The sequence below is a fragment of the Micromonospora sp. NPDC023644 genome (genome assembly GCF_040640115.1).
Lineage (GTDB): Bacteria > Actinomycetota > Actinomycetes > Mycobacteriales > Micromonosporaceae > Micromonospora.
On sequence record NZ_JBFABA010000050.1, the window covers coordinates 1 to 14,337 of the forward strand.

At 75.9% G+C, this 14,337-nt stretch carries 12 protein-coding genes and 3 tRNA genes; 12 read left to right on the plus strand and 3 right to left on the minus strand.

The features are described 5' to 3' along the window. Window positions 1-144: 144 nt before the first annotated feature. Both AB0G08_RS25195 and AB0G08_RS25200 read right to left on the minus strand, forming a co-directional pair. Complete coding sequence (locus AB0G08_RS25195; RefSeq protein WP_358092040.1) at window positions 145-1,866, minus strand: acyl-CoA dehydrogenase family protein; 1,722 nt, start codon at window positions 1,864-1,866, stop codon at window positions 145-147. Between the two features lie 26 nt (window positions 1,867-1,892). Beyond that, entirely contained in the window at window positions 1,893-2,444 is a 552-nt protein-coding gene (locus AB0G08_RS25200; RefSeq protein ID WP_358092042.1) for a PadR family transcriptional regulator, read from the minus strand. A 71-nt stretch (window positions 2,445-2,515) separates the two neighbouring features. Here AB0G08_RS25200 and AB0G08_RS25205 point away from each other — a divergent pair. The 12 genes from AB0G08_RS25205 (at window position 2,516) to AB0G08_RS25260 (ending at window position 13,252) form a co-directional block, all read left to right on the plus strand. After that, window positions 2,516-2,588, plus strand: a tRNA-Glu gene (locus tag AB0G08_RS25205). A gap of 28 nt (window positions 2,589-2,616) precedes the next feature. Continuing rightward, a tRNA-Trp gene (locus AB0G08_RS25210) sits at window positions 2,617-2,691 on the plus strand. Window positions 2,692-2,811: 120 nt separating this feature from the next. Further along, entirely contained in the window at window positions 2,812-4,005 is a 1,194-nt protein-coding gene (locus AB0G08_RS25215; RefSeq protein ID WP_358092044.1) for a hypothetical protein, read from the plus strand. Between the two features lie 145 nt (window positions 4,006-4,150). Continuing rightward, a tRNA-OTHER gene (locus tag AB0G08_RS25220) sits at window positions 4,151-4,226 on the plus strand. A gap of 24 nt (window positions 4,227-4,250) precedes the next feature. Next, window positions 4,251-5,609, plus strand: a complete 1,359-nt coding sequence (locus tag AB0G08_RS25225) for an SDR family oxidoreductase (RefSeq protein WP_358092046.1) — start codon at window positions 4,251-4,253, stop codon at window positions 5,607-5,609. Next, the gene (locus AB0G08_RS25230) at window positions 5,606-6,742 is read left to right on the plus strand and encodes a gala protein (RefSeq protein WP_358092048.1); all 1,137 of its coding nucleotides are present in this window, start codon (window positions 5,606-5,608) and stop codon (window positions 6,740-6,742) included. The genes AB0G08_RS25225 and AB0G08_RS25230 overlap by 4 nt, the downstream gene beginning before the upstream one ends. Continuing rightward, entirely contained in the window at window positions 6,739-8,541 is a 1,803-nt protein-coding gene (locus AB0G08_RS25235; RefSeq protein ID WP_358092050.1) for an ankyrin repeat domain-containing protein, read from the plus strand. Before AB0G08_RS25230 ends, AB0G08_RS25235 begins: the two co-directional genes overlap by 4 nt. Further along, the gene (locus AB0G08_RS25240) at window positions 8,526-9,719 is read left to right on the plus strand and encodes a MoxR family ATPase (RefSeq protein ID WP_358092052.1); all 1,194 of its coding nucleotides are present in this window, start codon (window positions 8,526-8,528) and stop codon (window positions 9,717-9,719) included. The genes AB0G08_RS25235 and AB0G08_RS25240 overlap by 16 nt, the downstream gene beginning before the upstream one ends. Then, the gene (locus tag AB0G08_RS25245) at window positions 9,716-10,897 is read left to right on the plus strand and encodes a VWA-like domain-containing protein (protein ID WP_358092054.1); all 1,182 of its coding nucleotides are present in this window, start codon (window positions 9,716-9,718) and stop codon (window positions 10,895-10,897) included. Before AB0G08_RS25240 ends, AB0G08_RS25245 begins: the two co-directional genes overlap by 4 nt. A gap of 116 nt (window positions 10,898-11,013) precedes the next feature. After that, window positions 11,014-11,739 (plus strand): GntR family transcriptional regulator, encoded by a 726-nt coding sequence (locus tag AB0G08_RS25250; RefSeq protein ID WP_358092056.1) that lies wholly within the window; start codon window positions 11,014-11,016, stop codon window positions 11,737-11,739. Further along, window positions 11,736-12,587 (plus strand): sterol desaturase family protein, encoded by an 852-nt coding sequence (locus AB0G08_RS25255; protein ID WP_358092058.1) that lies wholly within the window; start codon window positions 11,736-11,738, stop codon window positions 12,585-12,587. The genes AB0G08_RS25250 and AB0G08_RS25255 overlap by 4 nt, the downstream gene beginning before the upstream one ends. After that, window positions 12,584-13,252: a lysoplasmalogenase gene (locus tag AB0G08_RS25260; RefSeq protein WP_358092060.1), complete on the plus strand. Its 669-nt coding sequence runs from the start codon at window positions 12,584-12,586 to the stop codon at window positions 13,250-13,252. The genes AB0G08_RS25255 and AB0G08_RS25260 overlap by 4 nt, the downstream gene beginning before the upstream one ends. 64 nt (window positions 13,253-13,316) lie before the next feature. Here AB0G08_RS25260 and AB0G08_RS25265 read toward each other — a convergent pair whose 3' ends face one another. Beyond that, entirely contained in the window at window positions 13,317-14,216 is a 900-nt protein-coding gene (locus AB0G08_RS25265) for a hypothetical protein (protein WP_358092062.1), read from the minus strand. Window positions 14,217-14,337 lie beyond the last annotated feature (121 nt).

Sequence of the window (14,337 nt, forward strand, 5' to 3'; positions counted from 1 at the left end):
GACCGGGCCCGGCGACGGCGAGGGCGCCCCGGCCGAGGCCCCGGCACCGCAGCCGGCGCACCAGGTGCTGGCCGCCGGCTGAGCCGACGGCGGCCGACCGTCCGCACCGGGCAGGCGACGCTCGGCCGCCCCGGCCCGCACCGCTCAGGGGCGCATCTCGTACGCGCCGCTGAGCGCCGCCACCCGCGCCCACATCCGCGCCGTCCGCGCCGGGTCCGCCACGGGCCGGCGGACGTGCGCCAGCGCCCAGGCGGCCTGCTCCCCGGTGGTCGCCGCCCGGCCGTGCAGCTCGGTGGCGTACGCGGAGAAGTCGCGGACCAGGACGCCGAAGATCTCGTCGAGCACGTCGCGGTCCAGGCCGGTCAGCTCGGCCTGCTCCAGGATCAGGTGGCCGTAGACGACCAACGCGAAGAGCTGGCCGAGGGTGAGCAGGAAGTCGAGGTCCCGCTGCTGCTCCTCGCTCGGGGCGTGTGCGGCCAGCAGCGCGCAGAAGCCGTCGGCCTGCTCGCGGAAGCGGGCGACGTTGGGCACCTCGGCGTGGGCGTCGTAGGCGGCGCGCCAGTCGTGGAACCGGATCGCGCCGAGGCCCCGCGCCGGGCCCTGCCGGAAGAGGAACTCGTCGTCGGCGGCGTCGTGCCGGGTGGGCACCGGCGGGTGCGCGGCCGGGTGGAACAGGTAGTTGGCCATGAACTTCATGATCAACGTGAGGTTGACGTGCACCGTCCCCTCGAGCTTGGGCAGCCCGCGGATGTCCTTGGCGGCCTTGTCGAAGTAGGTGTCCGCCTCGAAGCCCTTGGCGGCGATGACGTCCCAGAGCAGGTCGACGACCCGCTCGCCCTCGGTGGTGACCTTCATCTTGGTCATCGGGTTGAACAGCAGGTAGCGCCGGTCGTCCGGGCCGGCCGAGCGGAAGTAGTCGACGGCGCGGTCGCTGAACAGCTTCATCGCGACCAGGCGGGCGTACGCGTCGGTCAGCTCGCGCCGCACGTGCGGGAAGTCGGTGACCCGCCGGCCGTAGAGGACCCGGTTGTGGGCGTGGGTCACGGCCTCGTACATGGCGTGCTCGCAGATGCCGATCGAGGCGGTGCAGAGGTTGAACTTGCCCACGTTGACGGTGTTGAGCGCGGCGTCGAACGCGGCCCGCCCGGTGTGCAGCACGTCCTCGGCGCGCACCGGGTAGTCCGCCAGGCGGAACTCGCTGACGTACATCTGCGCGTTCACCACGTTGCGGACCAGGTGGTAGGCGGAGTGGCGGCTGTCGGCGGCGAAGAAGACGTAGCCGTCCGGGCCCTCGACGTCGGCGCGGCGGCCGAAGACCGAGACGAGCCCGGCGACGTTGCCGTTGCCGATGTAGTACTTGGCGCCTGTGGCGCGGAAGCCGCCGTCCCCGTCGGGGGTGAGGACCATGTCGGTCGAGTAGATGTCCGCGCCGTGGGCGCGCTCGGAGAGGCCGAACGCCATCACGTGGCCGTCGTCCAGCAGCGCGGCGGCGCGGGCCCTCGCGGCGGCGTTGTCGCTCTGCCAGACCGGTCCGAGGCCGAGCACGGTGACCTGCCAGGCGTACCAGTAGCCGAGGCCGTAGAAGCCGAGGATCTCGCTGAGCGCGGCGTTGCGGGCGGTGTCCCAGCGCTTCGCCGGGTCCCCTCCCCCGTCGGCGGCCGGGGTGCAGAAGGCGGCGAAGAGCCCCTCCTTCGCGGCGAAGTCCAGGAAGTCGGCGTACCACTCGTGCCGGTCGTAGCTGTCGAGCAGCGCCTTCCTGCCCCGGCCCTCGAACCAGTCGACGGTGACCCGCAGCAGCCGGCGGGAGGTGTCGTCGAGGTGGGCGGGGTCGTAGGTGTGCGGGTTGAGCAGCGGCGAGTCCGCCACGGCGGGACTCCCTTCGGTGGGGTGGGTCAGTGGTCGAGGGTGCGCAGGGTGGCGAGCACGTCGTCGAGCCAGGCGAGCACCATCCGCTCGTACGCGATGCCGCCGCGCAGCACGACGTGCTGGAGCGCCGCTGCGGCGTCGAGCGCGGCGGGGTCGGGGAAGTCGCGGCCCTCGCCGGCCAGGTAGCGGGCGAGCGTCTCCTCGTGGGTGGCGCGGTAGCGCTCGACCTCGGCGACGAGCGCGGCGCGACCGGCGGCGTCGTCGAAGGCGGACCCGCGGATCTTGACGGCCAGCTCGTGCCGGACGGCCTCGGGCTGGACGGGCGCGCGCAGCCAGCTCACCAGCGCGGACCGGCCGGCGGGCGCCACCGACCAGGACCGCTTGTCGGGTCGGCCGTCCTGGCCGATCTCCTCGGCGGTGACCCAGCCGTCGGCCTCCATCCGCTTCAGCACCCGGTAGATCTGCTGGTGGGTGGCGGTCCAGAAGCGGCCGATGGAGCGCTCGAAGCGCCGGGCCAGCTCGTAGCCGGAGCCCGGCCGTTCGAGCAGGGACACCAGGATCGCGTGTTCGAGCGCCATGGCCGCCATCCTGCTATGCAACTCGTTGCATAGCAAGCTCGGGCCCGTGAGGTGCCCTACACTGCCCGCGGCGGGCGGTAGCGCAGAGGTCGTCGCGTCTCCCTCTCAAGGAGAAAGACGCCGGTTCGAATCCGGCCCGTCCGCCACCCGGGCGCCGTCCAGCCGCCCCGTGCGGGCCGTAGCGCAGCGGTCGTCGCGCCCGGTCTCCAAAACCGGGAGGACGCCGGTTCGAATCCGGCCGGCCCGCACTCCTACACTCGCCGACGAGCGGGTCGTAGCGCAGCGGTCGTCGCGCCTCGCCCCCGACCTGCTGCGCCGCTTCCTGCCCCGCACCGGGTCGCTGGCCCTGCTGCCCCGGGCCGCCGTCGTGCTCTCCCGGCTGCCCGGCCCGGTCCGGACGCACGCGCGGCTGCTCCGCCGGGGCGTCCCGCTGCTGGTGGCGACCCTGCCGCTCACCGACCACAGCCCCCAGCGGATCGGGCTGCGGGTCACCGACAGCCTGCGCCTGCCGACCCGGTGGCACGACCTGCCCGGCTGGTGCTGGGACGCGGACGCTGTCGCCGCCCGCCGCTGGGCCTACGGCGCCTCGGCCGGCCGGCTCGCCTGGCACACGCCCGACGGCCGCCCGTACCCGCAGGGCGGCCCGGCCGCGCCCGGCCGGGCCGACGACCGCGCCACGGAGGTGGAGGCGGTGGCCGCGCTGCTGGCGGCCCGACAGCCGGTGGCGGCGTACGAGGCGGCCGGGCTCGCCGTCGACCCGGACGTGGGCCGGCAGGACCCCGCCTGGCTCGCGCCCGCACTCGTCGCCCACGCGCCGGCGCTGCCCGTGCTCGCCGACGAGACCCGGCGGCTCGCCCACCGCTACGGGACGACGACGCAGTTCGCCGACGGCCACCGGCTGGCCGTCGAGCTCGCCGCCGACGGCCGGCTGACCGTCCGCCAGGCGGCCTGGAACGAGCCCGCGGCCGGGCCGTACGCCTTCGGGGTGCCCGCGCCGGCGGACGTGGCGCTGCTGCGCTGGGGCGACCTGGCGCCGGACGAGCTGCACCCGCTGGTGCACGAGGCCCTCTTCCCCGGGCGGGCCCAGGCGTGGCGGGCTCCGGAGCCGGCGCCGTGCCCGCCGATCCGAATCCGGTGCGGGCGGGACTGGCACCCCGTCCAGGTCGCGGCCGGCCGCCTCGTCACCGCACACACCGACGAGGAGTTGCGCCGGGAGTTCCTGCTCGCCGGGTTGGGCGGGCCGCTCGGCGGCTGCGCGGCGGCGGTGCGCGCCTGGCGTACCGGGGCGAAGCCGGTGCCGAAAGAGATCCGCAGGCTCCGGCAGGACCTCTTCGCCCGCGCGTTCCACGGCGACACCGAAGGACTGCTCGCGCTGCTCGCCGACGGGATCGACCCGGAACTGCGCGACAACCGGGGTCGCACGCTGGTGCACTGGCTGCCCTGGGTCGACCACCACCGGGTGCTCCCGGCGCTCACCGCGGCCGGGCTCGACCTCGACGCACCCGACCGGGACGGGCACACCCCCTGCACGCCGCCGCCCTCGCGCTGGACACCGCGGTGATGGAGGTCCTGCTCGCGGCCGGGGCCGATCCGGACGCCGTGGACGAGCGGGGTCGCACCGCCGCCGAACTGCTCGCCTTCGCACGGACGCTGACGCGACGCTAGGGGACCGGTTGTCGGTGGCCTTCGGTATGCTCCCGCGCGGCGAGGCCGTAGCGCAGAGGTCGACGCGCCTTGACAGCAAGCTGGAGGACGCCGGTTCGAATCCGGCCGGTCTCGCCACCTGACCCTCCACGAAGGAGCGCCGTGCCCGTCGATCCCACCGAGCTGGCGGCCTGCCTCGCCGTTCTCGGCCGGCTCGACGACGCCGACCTCGACGAGGCGACCCGGCAGGAGCTGGAGCGGGCGGTCACCGCCGCCCAGCGTGGGATCAAGCGGCGCGCCAGAGCGCGCCGGGACGCCACGACCCGGGCGGCGGACCGCGCGCTGCTGGCCACCGCCACGCGCTTCCACACCGAGATCCCCGACCCGGCACCGCCCGCCCCCGCACCGCCCGGCGCCGACCCCGACGCGGCCGGGCGCGGGACGCTGCGCAGGGCACGGCACTGCTACGTGTGCAAGGTCGCCTACCGGCAGGTGGACGTGGACTACCACCTGATGTGCCCGCCGTGCGCGGCGGAGAACCGCGAGCGGCGCCACGCCCGCTGCGACCTGACCGGCCGCACCGCCGTGGTGACCGGCGGCCGGGTGAAGATCGGCTTCCACACCGCGCTCAAGTTGCTCCGCGACGGCGCCGACGTGATCGTGACGACCCGGTTCCCCCGCGACGCGGCCCGTCGCTTCGCCGCCCTGCCGGACGCCGACGAATGGGCCGGCCGGCTCTACGTGCACGGGCTGGACCTGCTCGACCTGGCCGGCGCCCTCGACTTCGTCGCGCTGGTCGGGCGACGCTTCGCCGGCCTGGACATCCTGGTCAACAACGCCGCGCAGACCCTGCACCGGCCGGAGGCCTACCACCGGGAGGTCCGGGCGGCCGAGTCCGCGGCGATGGAGGGGCCGGCGGCGCGGATCGCGATCGGCGCCGCGCCCGCCACCACCGCGTCGGCCGGGCTGCCCGCCGGGCTGGACGCCTTCTTCCCCGCCGGGCGGGTCGACGAGACGGGCCAGCCGCTCGACCTGCGCGAGGTCAACTCCTGGGTGCTCAGCGACGCCGACGTCAGCCCGCACGAGTGGTTGCAGGTGCACGTGGTGAACGCCTTCGCGCCGTTCCTGCTCACCTCCCGGCTGCGTCCGCTGATGCAGGCGAGCGCCCACCCGCAGCGGCACGTCGTGCAGGTCTCCGCGATGGAGGGCAGCTACTCCCGCTCCGGCAAGACGACCCGGCATCCGCACACCAACATGGCCAAGGCCTCGCTGAACATGCTGGTCCGCACGGTCGCGCCCGACTACCTGGCCGGCGGCATCCACATGAACAGCGTGGACACCGGCTGGGTCACCGACGAGCGGCCGCACCCGGGCAAGAGCGCCCAGCGCGACCTCGGCTTCCGGCCGCCACTCGACGTCGTCGACGGGGCCGCCCGGGTCTACGACCCGATCGTGCGCGGCGTACGCGGGGCGCCGGTGAGCGGCCAGTTCCTCAAGGACTACCGGAGCGTGCCCTGGTGACCGACCCGACGCCGGTGCGCTGCCCGGCCATCGCCGACCCCGACGCCGGCCTCGCCGATCCCGGCGACTTCGACCCCCTGCTGGTCCGCCTCGCCGCGCCGGACACGGTCGCCGGGCCCGAGGTGTTCCCGCGCGGCACGGTGCAGCCCGACGGCCGGCTGGACCTGTGCAAGCAGGGCGTCGGCCCGGTGCAGACCGCCCGGATCGTGGCCGCCGCCGTCGACTCCCCGCTGGTGCGGCACCTGCTGCTGGGCACCAACGGGCTCGGCGCCGACGGCGCCCGGGCGGTGGCCGAGGCCCTGCGTCCGGGCCACCACCTCCAGACGCTCTACCTGGGCTGCAACCGGATCGACCCGGCCGGGGTCGACGCGCTCGCCGACCGGCTGGCCGGCGACGACACCGTGCGGGCGCTGTGGCTCAAGCGCAACCCGGTCGGCGACGAGGGCGTCCGCCGGCTCGCCGAGGCGCTCGCGGTGAACTCCGCCATCCGCACGCTCGACCTGGTCAACGTCGGCATGGGCGTGCCCGGGCTGACCGCCCTCGCGGAGGCGCTGGCCGCCCGCGAGCGACCCGTGCAGCGGCTCTTCCTCGGCGGCAACGGCTTCGGACCGGACGCCGTGCCGGTGCTCGGCGCGCTGGTCCGCTCCGCCGGCGTGCGGGAGCTGTACCTGGCGGCCAACCACCTCGGCGACGCCGGCGTGGCCGCCCTCGCCGAGCTGGCCGACGGGGTGGAGCTGACGCTCGGGCTGGGTGGCAACGGGATCACCCCGGCCGGGGTGGCGGCGCTGGCCCGACACCTGGGGTCCTGGCGGGCGCTCGACCTGGCCCGGCCGCCGTCGGAGCGGGCCCTCGGGGCGCGCGGCAACGTCGTCGGCGACGAGGGCGCGACGATGCTCGCCGACGCGCTGCCCGCCGCCCGGCTGCGTCGGCTGGACCTGCGGCGCACGGAGATCGGCGGGCGGGGCGCGCGGCGGCTCGTCGAGGCCATCGAGGGACACCCGACGCTGGAGTACCTCGGCATCAACGGCGGCGTGCCGCGCCGGCAGCGCCGCCGCGCCTCGGCGCTGCTCGCCGAGCGGCCGGTCGGCGCGCCACACGAGGACATCCAGGCGATCGCGAGCGTCTACCGGTGAACCCGCCCGTCATCGACGAGATCCGCACCTGGCAGCGTGTCCGCCGGTACGCCGTGCCCGCGTCGATGATCGAGGCGTGCACCGCCGCCCGGGAGGCCGGCGACTGGCGGGCCGCCTGTGCCGCCGGGCGGATCGACGTGGCGTTCGACCTGGCCGAGGTGGCCCGGGAGCACGGCCGGGCCCGGGCCGGCCGGATCGAGGCGGACCTCGGCGTGCTCGCTCCGGACCTGCTGCGCTGGCATCTGCCGCGGGTGCTCGGCGGCCGCACCGGTGTCGCCACCCACCAGCGGATCCTGCTGTCCACGCGGGACGGGCGGTTCGGCGACGACGACGTCGCGCTGGTGGTGCGGACGCCGAAGACCGTGGACGGGTCGCAGCGGTTGCGGTTGACCGTCGGCCCCGTGCGGGCGGAGGACGTCATTTTGCAGGACCTGCCGCCGGCCTACTGGAGCGCTTCGCACGTGGACGGTCTCGCCGTCGCGTACGGCGGCTCGCCGGCCCGGCTGCCCGGCTTCGGGGCCGACGGCGCCCTCCGGCCGTTCGAGTCGTACGCCACGACGGTCGACCCGGACGACCCGGCGAGCCGGGCCGAGGTCTTCGACCGGCTCGTCGCCGGCGGCGAGGTGCTCCAGGCGTGGGCCGTGGCCGGCGTCGACCTGGATCCGGCGGTCCACGGCCTCGACCACGGGGTGGCGGACGCCGAGCGGGGTCGCCTGGTCCCGCTCGGGCTGGACGCCGAGCTCGCCCGGCTCGAGGCCCGCTACGGCGTCGACCAGGTCATGATCGGCTCGCGGTGGCAGCTGGTGGCCGAGGTGCACCGGCGGGGCGACGGCTCGGTGGCCGCCTCGTTCGTCGGCTACGACCGGCGGCACTTCACCCGCCCCCGGTTCGCCACCCTGGTGCACGGTCGGCCCGCCGACCTGGACCTGCTGCGGCACGGCCTGCTCGACCCCGCCGAGCTGCACCCCCTGGTGCGCCGGGCCCTGTTCCCGGCGACACCGCCGGTGGCCGGCTCCGCCGCGCCGACGACCCCGCCGGTGGCCCGCTGCGCCGCGACCGGCCGGGCCCCGACGGCCGACGGGGTGACCGGGGCACCGGATCCGCGGCCGGTGACGACGCGACCGACGGGGACGGGGGCCGTGGGACCGGCGACGCGGCCGGCGGCGGCGTCCGGGCTGCGGGTGAGCGTGCCGGTGCGCTGCGGGAGCGAGTGGCACACCCTCCGGCACGGCGACGGCCGGCTCGACCCGGTCTCGCACACCGCCGAGGAGGTCGCCGCGGAGGAGTTGCTGCGCGCCCTCGGCGGGCGGTCGACGGGCTGCTTCGCGGCCGTCCAGGCGTGGCGGGGCGGCACCGGCCGGCTGCCCCGGCCGCTGCGCGAGCTGCGGCGCGACGCGCTGCTCCGCATCCAGCACGGCGGCGCGGCGGCCCTGGCCGCCCTGCTCGACGCGGGGCTCGACCCGAGGATGACCGACGGCCGGGGCGGGACGCTGCTGCACCACCTGCGCGCCGTGGAGGACGTCGCGCTGCTGCGGCGGCTGTGCGACGCCGGCGTCCCGATCGGGGCGCGGGACCGCCGGGGACGCACCGCCCTGCACGTGGCGGTGGGCGACGGCGGCAGCCCCGAGCTGGTCCGCGCGCTGCTGGCGGCCGGCGCCGATCCGCACGCCCCGGACGGGGACGACCTCACCGCCCGCGACCTGGCGGAGGGGAAGGCGAGCATGTACGACGACGACGGGGACGACGTGCGGCCGGTGTTCGAGATCCGGGACGTACTGGCCGAGTGGACGAGCCGATGACGGCGGCGGTGCGGGCGCTGGCCGCGGCGGACGACCTCGTCGCCGCGACGCGGGCGTGGCGGACGGAGCCGGCCGCCGATCCGAAGGTCGAGGCGCTGGCCCTGGCGGTGTCGGCGAACCTGCCGGTCCTGCTCTGGGGCGAGCCGGGCATCGGCAAGTCCGCCACCCTGCAACAGCTCGCCGACGGGCTGGGCCTGCCGCTGGAGACGGTCATCGCCAGCGTGCACGAGCCGTCGGACTTCGCGGGGCTGCCGATCGTCGGGGACTCCCCCGCCACCGACGGGGTGCCGATGGCGCCGCCGGACTGGGCGGTGCGGCTGACGCGTACCGGCTCGGGGTTGCTCTTCTTCGACGAACTCTCCTCGGCGCCGCCGGCGGTGCAGGCGGCGCTGCTGCGCGTCGTGCTGGAGCGCCGGGTCGGCAGCCTCGCGCTGCCGCCGTCGGTGCGGATCGTGGCGGCGGCCAACCCGCCGACCAGCGCGGCGGACGGCTGGCACCTCGCACCGCCGCTGGCGAACCGGTTCGTGCACCTGCACTGGACGCACGACGCGCGCACCGTCGCGCGGGGCCTGGCCGGCACCTGGCCCGCGGTGGCGGTGCCTGCGGTCCGGCCCGCCCGGGCCGCCACGGCGCTGGCCCGGGCCCGGGGGGCGGTCGCGGGCTTCCTCACCGCCCGGCCGGGGTTGACCCACCACCTGCCCGCCGACGCCGAGGCCCGGGGCGGCGCCTGGCCGTCCCCGCGGACCTGGGAGATGGTGCTGCGACTGCTCGCCCTGCACCACGCCGCCGGGACCGGGGCGGAGGCGCTGGCGCTGGCCGTGATCGGCGCGGTGGGCGACGGCGCGGGGCTGGAGTTCGTCACCTACCTGGAGAACCTGGACCTGCCCGACCCGGAGCGGGTGCTCGCCGACCCGGGGGCGTTCCGGCTGCCCGAGCGGGGCGACCGGCAGTTGGCCTTCCTCACCGCGGTGATCTCGGCGGTGCAGGCGAAGGTCGACCGGTCGCGCTGGGAGGCCGGCTGGGTGGTGCTGGGCAAGGCGGTCGAGGCCGGGGTGCCGGACGTCGCGGCGCGCGCCGCGATGGACCTAGCGGCGCTGCGCGACACCTCCTGGCCGGTGCCGCCGGCCATCCACGCCTTCGCCGAGGTGCTGGGGCTCTCGGGGCGCCTGAGCGGATGAGCCCCGAGGGCCGACGGCTGGACCGGACGAAGCTGCTCGCGGCCCGGTTCCGGGCGGCGCAGGACCGGCCCTACCTGGCCACCGCGCTGTACAGCCTGACGGTGGTGGAGTCCCGGGACGTGCCCACGATGGGGGTGGACCGGCGGTGGCGCTGCCACGTCGCACCGGACTTCGTCGACCGGCTGCCGGTGCCGCAGCTCGCAGCGGTGTGGATCCACGAGGTCGCCCACCTGCTCCGCGACCACCACGGGCGCGCCGACCGCCTGCCCGCGGGGCAGCAACGCGACCGGCACCGCGTCAACGTCGCCCAGGACTGCGAGATCAACGACGACCTGGTCGCGGACCGGCTGCCGCTGCCGGCCGACCGGATCGAGCCGGCGACCTTCGGGCTGCCGGCGGGCCTGCTGTTCGAGGCGTACCTGCCGCTGCTGCCCGCGCGGGTGCGGGGCCACGAGGGGCCCGACTGCGGTTCCGGGGCGCACGGCATCGACCGGCCGTGGGAGAGCGGCGGCACGGGCGGGGTCAGCGCGGTCGAGGCGGGGGCGATCCGCCGGGAGACGGCACACGCGGTACGCGCCCACGCCCGCGGCCGGGGCACCGTCGCGGCCGGCTGGCAGCGGTGGGCCGCCCAGGTGCTCGAACCCCGGGTGGACTGGCGGCGGGCGCTGACCGGCGCGGTACGCGAGGCCGCGGCCTGGGCGGGCGGGGCGGTCGACTACACCTACCGGAGACCGTCGCGCCGCTCCGCCGCCACGCGCGGGGTGGTCCTGCCCAGCCTGCGTCGGCCGGTGCCCCGGGTGGCGATCGTGGTGGACACGTCCGGCTCGATGGGTGACGCGCAGCTCGCCGCGGCGCTGACCGAGGTCGCCGGGGTGCTGCGGGCCGTCGGCGTCGGCGGCAACCGGGTCACCGTGCTCTCCTGCGACGCGGCCGTGCACGTCGTACGGCGGGTGCACACCGTGGGCGAGGTGCGGCTGGCCGGCGGCGGTGGCACCGACATGCGGGTCGGGATCGAGGCCGCGTTGACGGGTCGGCCACACGTCGTGGTGGTGCTGACCGACGGGTTGACGCCGTGGCCGGCCGCGCCGCCGGAGTCGGCCCGGGTGATCGCGGGGCTGATCGGCGCCGATGCGCCGCGGCCTCCGTCCTGGATCACCAGCGTCACGATCGACGACTGACCGGGGGGTCGCTCACGCTGGCCGGGTCGGCGGTCGCCGGACCGGGGCGGCGGCCCCGACAGCCCACTGGTCCAACCAGTTGACGGGTTGATGTGCGCTGCGCCACACTCCTCGGCATGGCCTTCGCTCCCGTCCCCCGCTCCTCGGTCTCCGACCACGTCTTCGGCCAGATCCGCGACGCCATCGTCAGCGGCGTCTACCGCCCGGACGAGGCGCTGCCCGGCGAGCGGGAGCTGGCCGCCACCTTCGGGGTCAACCGGCACGCCGTCCGGGAGGCCCTGCGCCGGTTGCAGCAGCTCGGCCTGGTGCGGGTCAGCCAGGGCGGCGCCACCCGGGTGCTGGACTGGCGGGTGCACGCCGGGCTCGACCTCGCCCTGTCCCTCACGCGCTTCCACGACACCCTCCCGGTGGACACCCTGGTCCGCGACATGCTGGAGATGCGGGCCTGCATCGGCGTCGACGCGGCCCGGCTCTGCGCGCAGCGCGGCGGCCCGGACGTCCGGGCCGCGATCCTGCGGGCTGTCGAGGCGTACGCGGGCCTGGCACCGGACCTGGCCGGGATGGGCGAGGCCACCATCGTGCTCTGGCGGCACATCGTCGCCGGCTCCGGCAACACCGCCTACCTGCTGGCCTTCAACAGCCTGGTGGCCGGCGCGCTCGCCGTCGGCGACGTGCCACCGGAGCGGCGCGCCGCGGAGCTGCTCGACGTCGCGGGCCACCGCCGGCTCGCCGACGCCGTCGTCACCGGCCGGGCCGCCGACGCCGCCCGCGAGGCACGGGCCCTGCTCACCGCCCCCCTCACCACCCCCGTCGCAGCACCGAGAAGGGAAGCCCGGGCATGATCCCCGCCGTGCTCTACGCCGTACCGGCGTTCCTGCTCCTCATCGTCGTGGAGGCACTCTCCTACCGGTTCGCCCCCGACGACGACGAACGCGGGTACGAGCTGCGTGACACCGCCACCAGCCTGACCATGGGCGCCGGCAGCCAGGTCATCGGCGTGCCGTGGAAGCTGCTGACGATCGGCCTCTACGCCGCCGCGTACACCGTCACGCCGCTCCAGCTCTCCCCCACCAGCGTCTGGACGTGGGTGCTGCTGTTCTTCGCCGACGACCTCGCCTACTACTGGTTCCACCGGTCCCACCACGAGGTGCGGCTGCTCTGGGCCGGGCACGTGGTGCACCACTCCAGCGTCTTCTTCAACCTCTCCACCGCGCTGCGGCAGAGCTGGACCCCGATGACGTCCGTGCCGTTCTGGCTGGGCCTGGCGCTGCTCGGCATCCCCCCGTGGATGATCTTCCTCCAGCAGTCGGTCAGCCTGCTGTACCAGTTCTTCCTGCACACGGAGCGGATCAACCTGCTGCCCCGCCCCGTTGAGTGGATCTTCAACACGCCGTCGCACCACCGGGTCCACCACGGCGCCAACGCCGAGTACCTCGACCGCAACTACGGCGGCATCCTGATCGTCTGGGACCGGCTCTTCGGCACCTTCGAGCCCGAGCGGGCCACCGTCCGGTACGGCCTGACCAAGAACATCGACACGTACAACCCGCTGCGGGTGGCGACCCACGAGTACCGGGCGATCTGGGCCGACGCCCGGGCCGCCTCGTCCTGGCGGCACCGCCTCGGCTACGTGCTCGGCCGGCCGGGCTGGCAGCCCGCCCCGCACGCGCAGCCGGCGGTGGCCCGATGAGGCGCCTCTGGCCGTTCGGCGTGGTGGCCGCCGTCGAGCTGATCGGCGTCGCGGTCGATTCGACCGTCCTGCAGTGGCTGGCCAAGCCCCTGCTCGCGCCGGTGCTGCTGGTCCACCTGCTGCGGGCGCGCCGGCGCGTCGACCCCGTCGCCGTCGGGCTGGTCTTCGCGACCGGCGGCGACATCGCGCTGCTCGTTCCCGACGACACGGCGTTCCTCGTCGGCATGGGGTGCTTCCTCTGCACCCAGGTGGCCTTCCTGACCGCCTTCCTGCGCCACCGGCGGCCGCCGTTCGTCGCGGTCGCCAGCTACCTCGCCTGCTGGGCGGTGGCCAACCTGGTGCTGTGGAACTCCCTCGGCCCACTGCGGCTGCCGGTGCTCGGCTACAGCCTCGCGCTCAGCCTGATGGCCGCCGCCGCGGCCGGCGTCTCCCGGCGGGTGGCCCTGGGCGGAGGACTGTTCCTGATCTCCGACCTGCTGATCGGCATGGAGGCCGCGGGGTCCCGGGTGCCCGGCCACGGCCTGGCCGTGATGACCACCTACATCGCGGCCCTGCTGCTCATCACCACCGGCTGGGTGGCCGTGACCGCCCGCCGGGCCCGGCCCACGCCCGCCGTCGACGGCCCCGCGCCCCGCCCGGGACCGGTGCCCGGCAACGCCCGCTGACCGAGTCGACGACGCCCCCCGGTCCATTCCGGACCGGGGGGCGTCGTCGCGCCTGCCGTTGTCGTCAGCTGTACGGCATCGTCGGGAACCAGCCCACGCCGAACATGGCCGGCACGCGCAGGTCCCAGTACACGACGGTGAAGACGCCCAGCGCGACCAGCAGCGAGCCGGTCACCGTCGCGGCGCGGCGCGGCGACGCCATCCAGCTGAGGAACCGTCCCCGGGTGAGGAGGATGAGGACCGCGAAGAGCGCCGCCACGATCAGGATGTTGCCCAGCGACTGGAGGGCGAAGGCGAGGGCGCCGTACGCCGGGTTGCCGGTGTCGGCCGCCCAGTGGAACAGCTTGTTGAACAGCGGGTACGGCCGACCGATCAGGAAGCCCCCGACCAGGGCGCCCATGACGACCACCCGCGCCACCGGCCGGGTCGCGAAGACGTCGGGCAGCAGGCCGAGGGCCGCCAGCCCGAGGTACGTCAGCGCCAGGCCGATCAGGCCGAAGACCACCGAGGACTGCACCAGGCGGACGGGCATCCCGCCGACGGTGTCGCTGGACAGCTGCGGCAGGCGTTCGCCGAGGAGCACCCCGACCGCGCCGTAGGTCGCCGACACCGCGAGCATGCCGACGCTGAGCCAGGCGACGGGGCGCAGCAGCGACCGTACGCCCGGGCGGCGGCCGGTCGCGCCGGCCTGGCTCATCGGGCCGACCGAGGCCGCCATCGCGATGTTGCAGGCGGTGAAGGTTCCGGCGAAGCCGGACACGAAGGCGAACAGCAGCCCCGCCGCCGTACCGCTGATGGCGGTGCCCTTCGCGTCGTGGCCGAGGAGGGCGTCGGCGACCGTGTCGCCGATGACCGAGTCGACCAGGTGGAACGACCAGAGCACGGCGAGCAGCACGCCCGCCGCCGCGCTGATCACCGCCGTCCGGCGGCGGCCGGCTGCCGCCGGCGGGGCCACGATTCGCACCGGTGCACGTCGCGGTGGGGCCTGCGGGGTGGGGTGCACGCTCATCGCCTCGCTCTCGTCTCTGATGCGTAACCGGTGGGACGAGGCCCGTCGCCGGCGGGCCCACCCGGGGCCGCGCCGG

Excerpts from the sequence above, each read along its gene's own strand:
- AB0G08_RS25200 (WP_358092042.1), bottom strand. The coding sequence starts at position 2,444 with ATGGCGCTCGAACACGCGATCCTGGTGTCCCTGCTCGAACGGCCGGGC.
- AB0G08_RS25245 (WP_358092054.1), top strand. The coding sequence starts at position 9,716 with ATGAGCCCCGAGGGCCGACGGCTGGACCGGACGAAGCTGCTCGCGGCC.
- AB0G08_RS25250 (WP_358092056.1), top strand. The coding sequence starts at position 11,014 with ATGGCCTTCGCTCCCGTCCCCCGCTCCTCGGTCTCCGACCACGTCTTC.
- AB0G08_RS25255 (WP_358092058.1), top strand. The coding sequence starts at position 11,736 with ATGATCCCCGCCGTGCTCTACGCCGTACCGGCGTTCCTGCTCCTCATC.
- AB0G08_RS25260 (WP_358092060.1), top strand. The coding sequence starts at position 12,584 with ATGAGGCGCCTCTGGCCGTTCGGCGTGGTGGCCGCCGTCGAGCTGATC.